The organism is Campylobacter hepaticus (assembly GCF_001687475.2).
Taxonomy (GTDB): Bacteria; Campylobacterota; Campylobacteria; order Campylobacterales; family Campylobacteraceae; genus Campylobacter_D; species Campylobacter_D hepaticus.
Genome location: NZ_CP031611.1, coordinates 1,241,001 through 1,255,711, shown reverse-complemented (window position 1 = coordinate 1,255,711; position 14,711 = coordinate 1,241,001). Strand labels below are relative to the sequence as shown.

26 protein-coding genes are annotated in these 14,711 nt (G+C 31.8%); 2 read left to right on the top strand and 24 right to left on the bottom strand.

Annotated elements, in window-relative coordinates; genetic code table 11:
• Nucleotides 1–16 precede the first annotated feature (16 nt).
• Together A2J15_RS06175 and A2J15_RS06170 are read left to right on the top strand one after the other, a co-directional pair.
• Complete coding sequence (locus A2J15_RS06175) at nucleotides 17–355, top strand: HAD family hydrolase (RefSeq protein WP_240621315.1); 339 nt, start codon at nucleotides 17–19, stop codon at nucleotides 353–355.
• On the top strand, nucleotides 333–1,058 hold the full coding sequence (locus A2J15_RS06170; protein ID WP_167557624.1) for a metallophosphoesterase: 726 nt from the start codon (nucleotides 333–335) through the stop codon (nucleotides 1,056–1,058). The genes A2J15_RS06175 and A2J15_RS06170 overlap by 23 nt, the downstream gene beginning before the upstream one ends.
• Before the next feature lie 115 nt (nucleotides 1,059–1,173).
• Here the strand turns inward: A2J15_RS06170 and secY are convergent, their stop codons facing one another.
• The 24 genes from secY to rsmA form a co-directional block, all read right to left on the bottom strand.
• The gene (secY, locus tag A2J15_RS06165; protein ID WP_066779308.1) at nucleotides 1,174–2,439 is read right to left on the bottom strand and encodes a preprotein translocase subunit SecY; all 1,266 of its coding nucleotides are present in this window, start codon (nucleotides 2,437–2,439) and stop codon (nucleotides 1,174–1,176) included.
• A complete protein-coding gene (gene rplO, locus A2J15_RS06160) occupies nucleotides 2,439–2,831 on the bottom strand; it encodes a 50S ribosomal protein L15 (protein WP_066779307.1) in 393 nt (130 codons plus the stop codon). Before rplO ends, secY begins: the two co-directional genes overlap by 1 nt.
• Nucleotides 2,832–2,834: 3 nt before the next feature.
• Complete coding sequence (rpsE, locus tag A2J15_RS06155) at nucleotides 2,835–3,278, bottom strand: 30S ribosomal protein S5 (RefSeq protein ID WP_066779304.1); 444 nt, start codon at nucleotides 3,276–3,278, stop codon at nucleotides 2,835–2,837.
• Between the two features lie 11 nt (nucleotides 3,279–3,289).
• Nucleotides 3,290–3,646 carry a 50S ribosomal protein L18 gene (rplR, locus tag A2J15_RS06150; RefSeq protein WP_066779301.1) on the bottom strand — a complete coding sequence of 119 codons (357 nt, stop codon included), beginning with the start codon at nucleotides 3,644–3,646 and terminating at the stop codon, nucleotides 3,290–3,292.
• Between the two features lie 9 nt (nucleotides 3,647–3,655).
• Nucleotides 3,656–4,192: a 50S ribosomal protein L6 gene (gene rplF / locus A2J15_RS06145; RefSeq protein ID WP_066779299.1), complete on the bottom strand. Its 537-nt coding sequence runs from the start codon at nucleotides 4,190–4,192 to the stop codon at nucleotides 3,656–3,658.
• 80 nt (nucleotides 4,193–4,272) lie between these two features.
• On the bottom strand, nucleotides 4,273–4,668 hold the full coding sequence (gene rpsH / locus A2J15_RS06140; protein ID WP_066779296.1) for a 30S ribosomal protein S8: 396 nt from the start codon (nucleotides 4,666–4,668) through the stop codon (nucleotides 4,273–4,275).
• 9 nt (nucleotides 4,669–4,677) lie between these two features.
• A complete protein-coding gene (locus tag A2J15_RS06135) occupies nucleotides 4,678–4,863 on the bottom strand; it encodes a type Z 30S ribosomal protein S14 (RefSeq protein ID WP_066779290.1) in 186 nt (61 codons plus the stop codon).
• Nucleotide 4,864: 1 nt separating this feature from the next.
• Nucleotides 4,865–5,410 (bottom strand): 50S ribosomal protein L5, encoded by a 546-nt coding sequence (gene rplE, locus A2J15_RS06130; RefSeq protein WP_066779288.1) that lies wholly within the window; start codon nucleotides 5,408–5,410, stop codon nucleotides 4,865–4,867.
• A gap of 3 nt (nucleotides 5,411–5,413) precedes the next feature.
• A complete protein-coding gene (gene rplX / locus A2J15_RS06125; protein WP_066779286.1) occupies nucleotides 5,414–5,647 on the bottom strand; it encodes a 50S ribosomal protein L24 in 234 nt (77 codons plus the stop codon).
• On the bottom strand, nucleotides 5,647–6,015 hold the full coding sequence (rplN, locus tag A2J15_RS06120) for a 50S ribosomal protein L14 (RefSeq protein WP_002779438.1): 369 nt from the start codon (nucleotides 6,013–6,015) through the stop codon (nucleotides 5,647–5,649). Before rplN ends, rplX begins: the two co-directional genes overlap by 1 nt.
• Entirely contained in the window at nucleotides 6,015–6,266 is a 252-nt protein-coding gene (gene rpsQ / locus A2J15_RS06115; RefSeq protein ID WP_066779280.1) for a 30S ribosomal protein S17, read from the bottom strand. Before rpsQ ends, rplN begins: the two co-directional genes overlap by 1 nt.
• A 9-nt stretch (nucleotides 6,267–6,275) precedes the next feature.
• Nucleotides 6,276–6,461 carry a 50S ribosomal protein L29 gene (rpmC, locus tag A2J15_RS06110; protein ID WP_066779278.1) on the bottom strand — a complete coding sequence of 62 codons (186 nt, stop codon included), beginning with the start codon at nucleotides 6,459–6,461 and terminating at the stop codon, nucleotides 6,276–6,278.
• Nucleotides 6,448–6,873, bottom strand: a complete 426-nt coding sequence (gene rplP, locus A2J15_RS06105) for a 50S ribosomal protein L16 (RefSeq protein ID WP_066779275.1) — start codon at nucleotides 6,871–6,873, stop codon at nucleotides 6,448–6,450. The genes rpmC and rplP overlap by 14 nt, the downstream gene beginning before the upstream one ends.
• A 2-nt stretch (nucleotides 6,874–6,875) precedes the next feature.
• On the bottom strand, nucleotides 6,876–7,577 hold the full coding sequence (gene rpsC / locus A2J15_RS06100; RefSeq protein WP_066779272.1) for a 30S ribosomal protein S3: 702 nt from the start codon (nucleotides 7,575–7,577) through the stop codon (nucleotides 6,876–6,878).
• Complete coding sequence (rplV, locus tag A2J15_RS06095; protein ID WP_066779268.1) at nucleotides 7,577–7,969, bottom strand: 50S ribosomal protein L22; 393 nt, start codon at nucleotides 7,967–7,969, stop codon at nucleotides 7,577–7,579. The genes rpsC and rplV overlap by 1 nt, the downstream gene beginning before the upstream one ends.
• A 9-nt stretch (nucleotides 7,970–7,978) precedes the next feature.
• Nucleotides 7,979–8,260, bottom strand: a complete 282-nt coding sequence (gene rpsS, locus A2J15_RS06090; RefSeq protein ID WP_066779266.1) for a 30S ribosomal protein S19 — start codon at nucleotides 8,258–8,260, stop codon at nucleotides 7,979–7,981.
• A gap of 1 nt (nucleotide 8,261) precedes the next feature.
• The gene (gene rplB / locus A2J15_RS06085; RefSeq protein WP_066779263.1) at nucleotides 8,262–9,092 is read right to left on the bottom strand and encodes a 50S ribosomal protein L2; all 831 of its coding nucleotides are present in this window, start codon (nucleotides 9,090–9,092) and stop codon (nucleotides 8,262–8,264) included.
• Nucleotide 9,093: 1 nt separating this feature from the next.
• On the bottom strand, nucleotides 9,094–9,375 hold the full coding sequence (locus A2J15_RS06080; RefSeq protein ID WP_002856384.1) for a 50S ribosomal protein L23: 282 nt from the start codon (nucleotides 9,373–9,375) through the stop codon (nucleotides 9,094–9,096).
• Between the two features lie 2 nt (nucleotides 9,376–9,377).
• Nucleotides 9,378–9,992, bottom strand: coding sequence for a 50S ribosomal protein L4 (gene rplD / locus A2J15_RS06075; RefSeq protein WP_066779260.1), 615 nt, complete (start codon nucleotides 9,990–9,992; stop codon nucleotides 9,378–9,380).
• On the bottom strand, nucleotides 9,989–10,564 hold the full coding sequence (gene rplC / locus A2J15_RS06070; RefSeq protein ID WP_066779254.1) for a 50S ribosomal protein L3: 576 nt from the start codon (nucleotides 10,562–10,564) through the stop codon (nucleotides 9,989–9,991). Before rplC ends, rplD begins: the two co-directional genes overlap by 4 nt.
• 9 nt (nucleotides 10,565–10,573) lie before the next feature.
• Nucleotides 10,574–10,885, bottom strand: coding sequence for a 30S ribosomal protein S10 (gene rpsJ / locus A2J15_RS06065; RefSeq protein WP_066779250.1), 312 nt, complete (start codon nucleotides 10,883–10,885; stop codon nucleotides 10,574–10,576).
• Nucleotides 10,886–11,141: 256 nt separating this feature from the next.
• A complete protein-coding gene (locus A2J15_RS06060) occupies nucleotides 11,142–11,903 on the bottom strand; it encodes a pseudouridine synthase (RefSeq protein ID WP_066779247.1) in 762 nt (253 codons plus the stop codon).
• A 37-nt stretch (nucleotides 11,904–11,940) separates the two neighbouring features.
• Nucleotides 11,941–13,929: a ribonuclease J gene (locus A2J15_RS06055; protein ID WP_116980504.1), complete on the bottom strand. Its 1,989-nt coding sequence runs from the start codon at nucleotides 13,927–13,929 to the stop codon at nucleotides 11,941–11,943.
• The gene (rsmA, locus tag A2J15_RS06050; RefSeq protein ID WP_066779241.1) at nucleotides 13,910–14,698 is read right to left on the bottom strand and encodes a 16S rRNA (adenine(1518)-N(6)/adenine(1519)-N(6))-dimethyltransferase RsmA; all 789 of its coding nucleotides are present in this window, start codon (nucleotides 14,696–14,698) and stop codon (nucleotides 13,910–13,912) included. The genes A2J15_RS06055 and rsmA overlap by 20 nt, the downstream gene beginning before the upstream one ends.
• Between the last annotated feature and the right edge of the window lie 13 nt (nucleotides 14,699–14,711).

The window sequence follows — 14,711 nt, the reverse complement described above, 5'->3', positions numbered from 1 at the left end:
ATTAAAAGATTTGAGTTTGGATTTTAAACTTTCTGTATTAAGCGCTAGTAATGAAAATTTAGTTCAGATTCTCCTTGAAAAAGAAAATATTTTACAATATTTTACAAATCTTCATTGTACTAGTTTAATACCAAAAGCACAAACGCTTAAAAATTTTAAACAAAAAAATTCTATTATGATAGGAGATTGTATTAGTGATATAGAAGCAGCATTAGAAGCTAATGTTTATTCTATAGGGGTTTTATGGGGATGGCAAGATAAAAACATGCTTAAAAAAGCTAATATTTTAGTTAAGGATACTGTTGAATTAAAAAATGCTATAAGGAACTTTTATGAAATTCATTCATTTAACTGATATACACTACGGGAATAAAAAAGAAGCTATTTACTCAAGAGAACCATCGGCCATGATGCGTTTAGCTATACAAGATATTAATCAAAATCACAATGATGCTGATTTTGTATTTATCACTGGAGATTTAACTCATAAAGGAAGCTTAGAGTCTTATGCGTTTTTAAAAAAGGATTTAGATACATTGCAAATTCCTTATTACTTAACTTTGGGCAATCATGATAATAGAACCAATGCTTTAACAATTTTTAAAAATTTAAAACAAGATGACAATGGTTTTATACAATATGAAATACAATGCGATAATAATAATGTTTTTTTAGTATTAGATACCATAAAACTTAAAAGTCATGGAGGAGAGTATTGTCAAAAACGTCAAATTTGGTTAAAAAATGCTTTAGAAAAAAATCTAAACAAAAATGTATTTATTTGTTTGCATCATGCTCCTTTTAAAACAGGTCTTAAAGCTATGGATCTTATAGGGATTGATGAAAAACATTCTTTAGATATTTATAAATTATTTAATTCATATAAAAATGTAAAACATTTATTTTTTGGACACTACCATAGTACTCTTTGTGGAAGATGGAAGGACATTTCTTTTTCGACTCTTAAATGGATTAATCATCAAGTTAAATTTGATTTAAATAGCCATAAAGTATTGCTAGAATTTAGAAGGCCCAGAATATGCTGTTGTTTTGCTTAATGATGAAGTTTTAAATATACATTATAAAGATTTTACTTTTGGTAAAAATTTGATTTTTTGTGAAAAATGAAAAACAAGTTATCAAGTAGAAAAATATTTTTCTACTTGAATAATTTTACAAGCCTATGGCATTTAAAGTTTGGTATTTACTCATATAAATTTGAGCTTCAATTTTTCTCATGGTATCAAGGGCAACTTGCACTACAATAAGAACTGAAGTGCCTCCAAAATGAAAAGGTATACCCATAAATTTAACCAAAACCCAAGGCAAGGTTGCAACAAGTCCTAAATAAATAGAACCTGATAAAGTCAAGCGTGAAGCTATATCATTAAGATAATTAGAAGTTCCTTCACCAGGACGAATTCCAGGGATAAAACCTCCTTGTTTTTTTAAATTTTCAGCTATATCTTTAGCATTAAAAACTATAGAAGCATAAAAATAAGCAAAGAAAATTACAAATAAGAAAGTTAACACATGAAATAAATAGCCATTAGGATTTAAAAAATCATTAATAGCTTGCAAATAAGGGTTTGTACTAGTTTGTAAAATGGTTGTTGGGAACATTAAAATCGCACTAGCAAAGATTGGTGGGATAACTCCACTAAGATTTAATTTAATAGGAATATAATTCATAATGCGTTTATTTTGATTTTGCATAACAACCTTACGAGAATAAGAAACAGGAATTCTTCTTTCTCCAAGTTCTACATAAATAATAATACCTATAGTAAGTAAAATCAAAAGTAAGATAGCAAAAGCGGTTAAAAAATTCATTTCTCCTGAATTAATCTGTCCTACAGTTCCTAAAATTGCTCTTGGAATACCTGAAACTATACCTGCAAAAATGATTAAAGAAATACCGTTGCCTATACCCCTTTGTGTGATTTGTTCTCCAAGCCACATTAAAAGCATAGTTCCTGCAAGCATAGATATGGCACAAAGAGCAATAAAGGTATTTAAATCTTCCACCATAATAGCTTGTGTACCCCCACGACCGTGTAAACTTTGCAAACCTATAGAAACTCCTATACTTTGCACTAAGGTAATGGCAATGGTTGCATAACGGATAATTTGCATATATTTTTGCATACCATCACGTTCTTTTTTCATTTTACCTATATTTGGGAAAGTTGCTGCAAGAAGCTCCATAATAATAGAAGCTGTAATATAGGGCATAATACCCAAAGAAATAATAGAAAAACGTTCAGCTGCTCCCCCGCTAAAAACATTGAACAAACCTAAAGCATTGTTTTGATTATTGTTAAAAAATTCTGCAATCACTTCAGCATTGACGCCAGGAACTGGTACATAAGCCAGAACCCTATAAGCAAACAAGAATGCTAAGGTGATTAAAATCTTATTCGTCAATGCTCTATTCATTATTTTAACCCGGTGACGCTAATATTTTCGTCTTTAATTTTTGAAGCTAAATCTTTTGCACTCGCACCGATTAATTTAATTTTACTTACAGATTTTGAAATTTTATGAACAGTTTTGATGCTTTCAAAACTTATTTCGCTTAAATCTTTTAAGGCTGTAATTTTTTCAACATTAATGATATAAGGTTTTGAAATTTTAGAAGTAAAACCTATTTTAGGCAATCTTCTTTGAAGGGGTTGTTGTCCTCCTTCAAAACCTCTTTTTTCATTATAACCTTTTCTAGCAGTTTGACCTTTACCGCCTCTAGTAGCAGTCTTACCCATACCACTGCCTTGACCACGACCTATTCTTTTAGTTTTGTGCGTTGAACCCGCTGCTTTTGTTAAATTCATATTTTATCCTTTTAGCATTGTTAAAGCTTTGATTGTAGCACGCACCACATTAGCTGAATTGTTTGATCCTAAAGATTTAGTTAAAATATCTTTAATGCCTGCAAGTTCAACAATAGGACGTGTAGAACCACCAGCGATAACACCTGTACCTTCGCTAGCTGGTTTTAGCAAAATTCTGCTTGCATTGTATTTGACTTCTACATCATGGGCTATAGTTGAACCTTTAATTTTGACTTCAACCATATTTTTAAATGCATCATCAACTGCCTTACGGATAGCATCTGGGACTTCTTTAGCTTTGCCATAACCAACACCTACTAAACCTTTACGGTTTCCAACTATGACTAAAGCAGTAAATCTAAATCTTCTACCACCTTTAACAACCTTAGTAACTCTACCTATATCAACGATTACTTCTTCAAATTCTTCTCTATTATATTTTTCCATCGATTTACCCCTTATAGCCTAATGCCATTTTCTCTTAAAGATTCCGCTAATGCTGCAATAACACCATGATACACATAGCCATTTCTATCAAAAACAGCTTGTTCTATATTTTTAGCTTTTAAAGTTTTAGCAAATTCAGCAGCGATTTTTTTAGCCCCTTCTTTATTTGCTTTAATACCGATTTTACGTCCATCAAGCGCTGCTAAAGTTATAGCTTTTGTATCATCAATCGCTTGGATATATAGAGTTCTGTTTGATTTAAATACAGAAATTCTTGGGAAATTTTCACATCCTGAAATTTTTGCTCTAATTCTTTTTTTTCTTTTGATTCTTAAAGTGAGTTTTCTTTTTAATACATTTGCTCTCATATTCTACCCTTACTTCTTAGATGTCTTACCAGCTTTGCGGATAATACGTTCATCAGCATACTTAACGCCTTTTCCTTTATATGGCTCTGGTGGTCTAAATTCGCGAATTTGAGCAGCTACTTGACCCACAACTTGTTTATCACTTCCTTTTACTATGACAGTATTTTTATCCACTACGATTTCAATTCCTTCTGGAATATCATAATTTATAGGATGTGAAAAACCAAGACTTAGTTCTAAAACTTTACCTTTTAAAGTTGCTTTATAACCTACACCGTTGATTTCAAGAGTTTTAGAAAAACCCTGAGTTAAACCTATAACAACATTATAAGCTAAAGCTCTATAAGTTCCCCAATACGCTCTACTTTGTCTATCTTCACCTTTTGGAGAAAAAACAATATTATTGTCTTTAATCTCAACATTAACATTTGCTTTTGTATCAAGCTCTTTTACCAAATTTCCTTTTTTAAATTGAAGTAAATTTCCTTCTAATTTTACTTCTACTCCTGCTGGAATAGTGATGGGTTGTTTACCTATACGAGACATGTTTTTCCTTTTTATTTGTCTAGGATATTTCTACTTTTTTTATAAAGAATGCATACCCAATGCCATAAAAAGCAGATTTTTTACCAAATAGTACATAAAATTTCGCCGCCAACACCTGCTTTATAAGCTTCATCATTAGCTAAAACGCCATGACTGGTGCTAACTACTATAGTACCATAACCATTTTTGAAACGTTTGATTTCATCTTTACCTTTATAAACACGACGACCTGGCTTAGAAATTCTTTTAAGCTCGTTGATAACACTTTTACCTTTTTCGTCGTATTTTAAAACCACATTGATAAATTTCTTTTTATCTTCTTGGGTAACATTAAAACTTTCAATATAACCTTTAGCTTGAAAAATTCCTACTAAAGCTTCTACAACTTTAGAATGTAAAAGTTTGGTTGTTTCAAGCTTTCTCATTCCTGCATTTCTAATGCGAGTGAGTGAATCTGAAATAATATCATTTATCATAGTTTATCCTTACCAACTTGCTTTTTTAAGACCTGGAATCAAACCTTCATTGCCCATTTTTCTTAAGCAAACTCTACAAATTCCAAAATCTCTATAAACTGAATGAGGACGCCCACAAATTTGGCATCTTGTATAAGCTCTAACTTTAAATTTAGCTTTACGCGCCGCTTTTGCAATCATTGATTTTTTAGCCATATTATTTTCCTTTTGCAAATGGCACACCCATAAGTTCTAATAACTTTTGTGCCTGTTTATCATTTTGTGCTGTTGTAACTATAGAAATATTCATACCGTGAGTTCTTAAAATTTTATCATACTCGACTTCTGGAAACATTAATTGTTCATCAAGTCCAAAATTATAATTTCCACGTCCATCAAAACCATCTTTGCTTAAACCTCTAAAGTCTTTAACCCTTGGCAAAGCAATAGAAATAAGCTTATCAAGAAAAGCATACATATTGTCTTTTCTTAAAGTTACCATTACGCCTACAGGAAAACCTTCGCGGACTTTAAATCCTGCAACTGATTTTTTTGCCTTAGTAATTACAGCTTTTTGACCTGCGATCAAAGAAATAGTATCTGCAATATTTTGCAATATTTTTTGATCTTTGGCTAATTCACCTGCTCCTACGCTAATGACTACTTTTTCTATTACAGGGATAAGTATAGGATTTTTAATATTAAATTCTTCAAGCAATGCAGTTTTAATGCTTTGATTGTATTTTTCTTTTAATCTCATCATGGCTTACTCCTGAATTTTTGCCACATTGGAAATATCCATTGGCATTTCTTTATTAATAAAACCACCGTTAGGATTTTTTTCACTAGGCTTAATAGCTTTTTTAGCAATCTTACACCCTTGAACAAGCACTTTAAGAGTTTTTGGATATACTGCTAAAACTTTGCCTGTTTTACCTTTATCATCACCTGTAATAACCTTAACATTATCACCTTTTTTGATTTTTAATTTAAGTGCCATTATAATACCTCCGGTGCTAGTGAAACGATTTTCATAAAACCACCATATCTAACTTCTCTTCCCACTGGTCCAAAAATACGGGTTCCTATAGGTTCTCTTTTGTTATCAAGTATAACAGCAGCATTTTCATCAAAGCGAATCAAAGATCCATTATCTCTATGAATTTCTTTTTTAGTTCTAACAATAACTGCTTTAACTACTTGACCCTTTTTAACTTTTCCATTTGGTAGGGCTTTTTTAACAGATGCAACAATAACATCACCTACAGTAGCATATCTTCTTTTACTACCGCCTAAAACTTTAATACACATTAATTCTTTTGCACCGCTATTATCAGCAACTGCAAGCCTTGTAAAACTTTGAATCATTACTCAACTCCTGTAGCTAATACAGATTTTAAGCGAAATGATTTTCTTTTTGAAAGTGGTCTACACTCTACTGCAACGATAGTATCACCCACTTTAACTTCATTTCTCTCATCATGAATTAGATATTTTTTAAAGCGTTTAACAATTTTTCTATATCTTGGATGAACCACTTTTCTTTCAACCAAAATACTTACGGTTTTTTCACCAGCGATTTTAACAACAACGCCTTGAATTTCTCTTTTAAATGCCATTTTTCATCCTTATTTTAAAGCGTTAATTGCTGTGTTGATTCTAGCAATATCTTTTCTAACTTGACTGATCTCTTTTGGATTAGTAAGCTGCATAGTTTTTAGCTTTTGTTTTAAAGTGAATAAAAGCACCTTTTTTTCTTTTAGCATTGTTGCAAGCTCAGCTGCTGTTTTATCTTTAATCTCAGTATATTTCATTTTGGCTCTCTCTTGTAATAAACTTAGTTTTAAATGGAAGTTTATGCATAGCTAAAGTCAATGCTTGTCTTGCAATTTCTTCATTTACTCCTGCCATTTCATAAATAATACGACCTGGCTTAATATTCATTACCCATTCTTCAACAGCGCCTTTACCTTTACCCATACGTGTTTCTAAAGGTTTTTTTGTTAAAGGTTTATCTGGAAAAACTCTAATCCAGGTTTTGCCTTGTCTTTTAACAAAACGGGTTAAAGCAATACGTGCTGCTTCAATTTGACGCGAGTTAATACGTCCTGCTTCGGTTGCTTTTAAAGCAAAATCACCAAAAGTAAATTCTGTTCCGCGATTAGCATAACCTCTGTTACGCCCTTTCATCATTTTACGATATTTAGTTCTTTTTGGCATTAACATGATTATTTACTCCTTCTTGTACGTCTTGGCTTTTTAGCTGGAGTATTTTCTTCAGTTTTTTCAGTTTGCATACCTTTGTGCAATACTTCTCCTTTAAAGATCCAAACTTTAACACCTATATTTCCATAAGTTGTTCTAGCTTCTGCAAAACCATAATCGATTTTTGCTCTTAAAGTATGAAGTGGAACACGTCCTTCAAGATACCATTCTGTTCTTGCCATTTCAGCACCACCTAAACGTCCAGAAACTGAAACTTTAATACCCTTAGCACCTGCTTTTTGTGCACTTTGAATCACTTTTTTCATTGCTCTTCTAAAAGCTATTCTTTTTTCAAGCTGAGTTGCAACACTCTCAGCAGCAAGTTGGGCTGAAGCACCTGCTTTTCTTTCTTCTTTGATATTGATATTTACGTCTTTATTGATTAAATCTTGTAATTCTTTTCTTAAATTATCAACATCACTACCTTTTTTACCTATAATAATACCAGGTCTTGCAGCTACAACAGTTACACGCAATTTTTTAGCAGTTCTTTCTACTAAAATTTGACTGATTCCTGCATAATAAAGCTTTCTTTTTAGAAAAGCTCTGATTTTATAATCTTCACCGATATTTTCTACTAAATTAGCTTTAGTTGGAAACCATCTTGATTCCCAGTTTCTATTGATTCCTAGTCTTAGACCAATTGGATTAACTTTTTGTCCCATTAGCTTTCCTTTTTCGCTCTTGTTTTTTTAGCTGCTGCAGTAGTTTTTACTGTTTTTTTCTCATCAGGCTTAAGTTCTACTTTTGCTACTTCTACTAAAATATGTGAAGTAGGTTTTCTAATACGACTTGCACTTCCTCTAGCTCTTGGTCTAAATCTTTTTAAGACAGCACCAGCATCAACACGACAACTTTTTACTACCACTTCATTAGCTTCAAATCCACCATTAGCTACGGCACTTGAGATTGCATTTGCAATGTATTTTGCACCTTTATTTGGCATGAATTTTAAACTAGCCATAGCTAATTCTGCGTTCATTCCTTGCACTTCTTTAGCAATTAATCTTGCTTTAGTTGGAGACAATCTTATAAATTTAATCAATGCTTTACTCATAAATATCTCCTACTTACCAATTTTCTTTTGCACAGAACCTTTATGGCCTTTAAATGTGCGGGTTGGAGAAAATTCTCCGAGTTTATAACCTATGTGATTTTCAGTTATATAAACTGGAATAAAGCTTTTGCCATTATGGACATTAAATGTAAGTCCTATCATATCAGGAATAATGGTACTTCTTCTTGACCAAGTTTTAATAGGTTTATTATCATTAGCCTTTTTAGCAGCGATAACTTTTTTCATTACATGATCGTCGACAAAAGGACCTTTTTTCAGTGATCTAGCCATCTTATTTTCCTTTTCTTCTTGAAATTATTAGCTTATCGCTAGCTTTTTTACGACGCGTTTTAGCTCCTTTAGTAGGTTTACCCCATGGAGTTACTGGATGACGGCCTGAATTTTTCTTACCTTCACCCCCACCATGTGGATGGTCTACTGGGTTCATAGCAGAACCTCTTGTTTGTGGACGAATACCTCTGTGACGGTTTCTTCCTGCTTTACCTATGGTTACATTTGCCCATTCTTCATTGCCAACTTCACCAATACTTGCCATACATTCAGCTAAAACTTGTCTCATCTCTCCGCTTGCAAGTCTTAAAATAACGTATTTTTCTTCTTTACCCATAAGCTGAGCATAAGATCCTGCAGAACGTATCATTTGGCCGCCTTTGCCTGGTTTTAACTCAACATTGTGAACTATACTACCTACTGGAATATTTTTAAGTTTCATTGCATTACCTGGCTTGATATCAAGTCCACTTTCAGCAGATGCAACAATATCTCCAACACCTAATCCACGTGGTTGAAGAATGTATCTTTTTTCACCATCTTTATAAGCAATTAAAGCTATTCTACAATTTCTATAAGGATCGTATTCAATAGCTTCTACCTTGCCTTCTATACCAAATTTACGACGTTTAAAATCGATGATTCTATAAAGTTTTTTAGCGCCTGATTCTTTATGACGACTTGTAATTCTTCCATAACTATTGCGACCTGCATGAGCTGGAAGTTTAACAAGCAAAGAACGCACACTTGGTTTAGCTGTAATATCTTCAGAACTTAAACCTGTGATATATCTTCTACTTGGAGTATATGGTTTATAAGTTTTAATTGCCATTTTAAGCCTCCGTATTTTCTAAGCTAACACCTTCAGGTAGCTTAACATAAAATTTTTTATAATCGTTTCTTTGACCTAAACGACCTCTAAAACGTTTAACTTTACCATCCATTCTTAAAGAATTAATACTTTTTGGAGTTACACCAAAATATTCTTTTAAAACTGCTTTTAAACCTGTTTTAGTCATTTTTGGTGAAGTTTGAATAACTACGACACCTTGCTCTTGCAAATTCAAACTTTTTTCTGTGTAAAGTATAGTCTTTATATCAGTAATATCTGCCATAATTATCCCTCTTTTGTAATAGATTCTAATGCTGATTTTTCTATAATAACAGCATTAAATACAGATACTAAATAAGCATTAACCTCACTTACATCAACCACATAAGAATTAGCTAAATTTCTGTAAGCTAGAAGGGTTTTTTCATCTAGTAAATCTTTAACAATTAAAACATCTTTCACGCCAAGCTTTTTAATGACAGCGTTTGCATCTTTTGTTTTACCGCTTTGAATGGCTAAAGAATCAGTAGTAAATAATACACCCTTAGCCGCTTTATCTGCTAAAGCCCTTTCAAATGCTAATCTTTTTTGTTTTTTATTAACTTTTTGAAAATAATTTCTTTCATTTGTTGGACCAAAAGCAACAGCACCACCTACCCAAACATTTGTCCTGGTTGAACCTGCTCTAGCACCACCACGACCTTTTTGTCTCCAAGGTTTTTTACCACCACCACTTACATCACTTCTACCTTTAGTATGAGCAGTATTTGCTCTAAGACTTGCAAGGTAAGATTTTACGTATAAATAAAGATTGTGTGGATTTACTTGTGCGTATTTTGAAGGTAAATCAAGTTCACCTGTTTTTTCTAATTTATCATTTAAAACAATTACTTTACTCATTTTGCGATCCTTATTCTACCCATAGCACCGTTATAACCTGGTACTGCACCTTTAAGTACTAAAATTTTATTTTCAGCATCATAAGAAATAACTTCGTTTTTAACACTTACTTTTGTATTTCCATAGTGTCCTGCCATTTTCATACCGGGTTGGACACGACCTGGCCATTCTCTATTACCTATAGATCCGTGGCGTCTGTGAAATCTTGAACCGTGGCTTGCTGGCCCTCCTGCAAAATTGTGTCTTTTCATAACACCACTATAACCTCTACCCTTAGTGTTAAAACTTACTTTTAAAATTTTTGCTTCGTTTAAAGGGCTTTCATCTAAATCTCCTGCCTCAGTATTTGCCACTTCTAAAGTTACAAATTTATTGTATTGTGCAGAAAGATTGTATTTTTTTTGTTGACCTGCAATGCATTTGTTGATTTTTTTACCTTTTGGATATGCTACTAAAGCCTTTCCATCTTGAACTTCACATACTTTTGCACTCACAACCCTTAGTAAAGTTACAGCAGTACTTGGATTAGTAATGGTTCTACTCATTCCAATTTTTTCTACAATATATTCCATGTTTTATCCTTATTTGCCCATAGCTCTTACTTCAACATTTACTTCTGGTGCTAAATCAAGCTTAGTTAAAGAATCAACTGTATCTGGAGTTGCTGCTACTATATCTAGCATACGCGCATGAATTCTGATTTCAAACTGCTCACGAGAATCTTTGTTAATATGTGGAGATTTTAAAACTGTATAGCGTTTGATTTTAGTAGGCATTGGTATAGGACCTCTAATATCCGCACCTGTTCTTTTGACAGCTTCTACTATTGCTGCAACTGTTCTGTCTAGTACTCGATGGTCATAAGCTTTTAACTTAAGCCTTATTCTTTCCATAATTTTTCCTTTAAAAAGAACTCGTTAGTTTTTAAATAACTAACCAAATAATTAAAAATTTAATAAAAATTGAAATGAGAGTATATAAAATCTTATTTTGAAAGTCAAGGAATTTTATCAAATTTTTATATTTTTTTCCTTTTAATAAGGACAAAAATATAAATTTTTATTTATTCGCATAAAATAAGAAATGATAAAATAAATAAAAATATTTCCTTGTGTTTATTTTGATTTTAAAAAATTATTTTGTTATAAATTAATATCTAATTTGATTTGATTTTAAAAAGTCTCTTAATTTTTCATATTCTGCATTTTCTAAATAACGGTATTTGCCTGCTTTTGAAAGACCAAGTTCTAAAACTCCAAAAGCAACGCGTTTAAGATCCATTACTTCAAGATCAAAATAAGCAAAAAAACGTCTAAGTTCTCTATTTTTACCTTCGTTAATAACCACTCTAAGTTTAGTATAACCCCCACTTGATCCAAAAATTTCAAAGTCTAAAAAAGGAGCAAAACTCATAGAAGTGATTTTTGTTTTTGCATGCGCACCTTTAGTTGCATTCTTAATTTCAAGCCCATTTTCCATAGCTTTTATAACTTGCTTATTTACAAGACCTTTGATTTTAAGATAATATTCTCTTTCTAAATCACTATGCATTAAAGCATGAGCAATCACAGGAGAATCAGTAAGCAAAAGCAAACCTTCGCTCGCATAATCAAGCCTTCCTATACTCAACCAAGTACTAAAAGATTTTGGCAAACTATCATAAATCGTTTTTCTTCCACGATCATCTTTTTTGCTAACAATTTCACCTTTTTGTTTATGATAGATTATAACGCTAAATTGTGTTTTCTTGTGTATTTTTTTACCCTTGATAAAAATCTTATCTTCATCTTTTATAGTATCACTTAAAAGGGCTATTTTATTATTTATCTTAACCAAACCTTGTTTAATAAGTTCATCAGCTTCACGACGAGAATAAGTGGTATTGTGTGATATGAATTGATTGATTCTCATTTAATTTTCCTAGATAAAGGTGCAAAAGCACCTTTTTTTACATCATAAAAATGGTTGGAACTATAGTTGGGTATTTTTTAATCTTTCTAAAAATATGTTTTCTTAAAACTTGACGTATTTGATTTTCTAAAAATTTTGGATCATTTAAAACTTCATCTTTAATATTAATAAAAAATTGCCCTAAAACTTCTGCCATATCTTTACTAAAAGCATGGTCGTGTTTATCAGCCACAAGACCATAACTAAATACCCTAGGCTTATTAATTAATGTTTTTGTAGCTTTATCAAGTTGAGCAATAATCACAACTATACCACTATCTGCAAGTTTTTGACGATCAATAACCACATCATCGGCAATTTGTTTATTGATTTGATTATCTACAAAAACCTTACCTGTTTTAACAGTTTTAACTCTTTTAATGTATTTTTGACAAAGTTCTACTTGATCTCCATCACTCATAAGATAAATATTTCTTTCAGGAACGCCACATTTTATAGCTGTTTCTTTATGTTTGTTGATATGGTTATACTCTCCATGTACAGGTAAGAAAAATTTTGGTTTAGTAAGAACAAGCATAAGTTTTTGCTCTTCTATACTTGCATGACCACTTACATGAATTTCACTAAATTCTTGATAAGCAACTTTAGCACCTGCTTTTAAAAGATAATCAAGCACCGCAGAAACACTTCCTTCATTACCAGGTATGGCTTTAGCTGAAATGATAATTTGATCTGTAGGTTTTATTTTTATAAATTTGTGCTCATCTGTAGCCATTCTATAAAGTGCACTCATGGTTTCACCTTGACTTCCTGTAGTCACTATAAGCACTTCATTATCTTTATACTTACTTACCTCATCTGCATCAATAAAAATTTTCCTATCAAGTTTAATATAACCTAACTCCATAGTAGTGTATAAATTTCTTTCCATGGATCTACCAATAACACATACTTTTCTACCGTATTTTAATCCATAGCTAATGGCTTGATAAACGCGGTGGATATTAGAACTAAAAGTACTCATAATCACTCTGCCTTTAGATCGCGAAAAAATCCGATCAAAAGTTGGTCCTACAGAACTTTCACTTTTAGTATAACCTTCTTTATAAGAATTAGTACTATCACTTAAAAGGCATAAAACTCCTTCTTCTCCATAGTGAGCTAAGCGTCCTAAATCTGTTGGATAGCCATCGATTGGGGTTTGATCTATTTTAAAATCTCCTGTGTGGATAATAGTTCCTGCTTTTGTTTTAATAGCCAAAGCAGAAGCATCGATAATAGAATGAGTAATATGCATCCATTCTATATCAAATTCTCCTATTTCATAAATACGGCGTTTTTCTACAGGACGAAACCATTTGCGTTCTGTTTTTAAACCATGTTCTTCAAATTTATTTGAAATCATACCCAAAGCTAAAGGGGTTGCATAAATAGGGAATTGGAATTCTTTAAAAAAATAAGGCACTGCACCTATATGATCTTCATGCGCATGGGTAATAACAATACCACGAATTTTATCTTTGATCTTTCTTACATAATCAAAATCAGGTATGATAATATCAACCCCATGCATTGTTCCATCTGGAAAACTCATACCAATATCTATAATAATAGCATCTTTATTAGTTTCAAAAACAGCAATATTTCCACCGATTTCACCCAAACCTCCAAGAGGAGTAATACGAATTTTATGTTCGCTAGAATTATTGTATTTTAAAGGGTGCAAGCGGTTTTCATGTGAAACACGATTAGCTTCTATAGACTCTGCAAGAGCGATTTGCCAGTCTTCATTTCCTGTAAGCTTAGAAGGAAGATTGCGATTTTTTTTCTTTTTTTTCTCGCTTTTATTTTCAAGATTTTCTTTATTTGCATTTTGAGCTGCATGAATTTTTGACTTATCGTTTTCATTTTGTAAAGAATCGAGTATTTTTTTTCTATGGTTTTTGTATTTATAACGTCTGTTGTTCTTTGAACTTGAGTTTGGATTTTGTTCGTTATTTATTTTTTTATTCTCGTCCATATTCATCCTTTAATTTATCATAAATTTTAAGGTATGAATCAACGCAAATTTCATGTGGTCTGATGTTTTCTTTTAAGCCAAGAGTGCCTAAAACTTCTAAAACTTTGCTTTTATGCATTTTTAAATTTCTTACAATCTGCTTCCTAGGCATACTAAAACAAGCTCTGAGAAATTTCTTAAAACTTTTCAACTCGCAAAGTTCATCAAAATCCCTAGTTTTAATCAAACTCATCACCGCTGACATAACTTTTGGCGGAGGAGTAAAACACTGAGGACCAACATCAAAAAGTATTTTTCTTTCACAAATCATCGCACTTAAAACGCTTAAGGAAGAAAAATCACTACTTCCTTCTTTAGCGCAAAATTTTTCAGCCATTTCTTTTTGCACCATCACAATGAGTCCTAAGCAATTTTTATCCTCTAAAGCTTTTAGTATAATATGACTTGCAACATAATAAGGCAAATTTGCAACTAAAAAATATGGTTTTTCATCAAGAGTATATTTAAAAACTTCATTTACATCTTGATGAAATAAGTTAAATTTTCCACATTCAAGTTCTTTTTGAAATTTCTTTTTTAAAATGGGTATGAGATCGCTATCGATTTCATAAGCTTTTACTTGAGAAATTTTTAAAAGTTCTTGCGTTAAATCACCTAAGCCAGGCCCAATCTCAATAATATTGTCTGCTTGTTTGGGTATGGCTTGGATGATTTTTACTAATACGCTTTTATCAATTAAAAAATTTTGTCCGTATTGCTTTTTTGCTTTAACCATAGAAAATAATTTT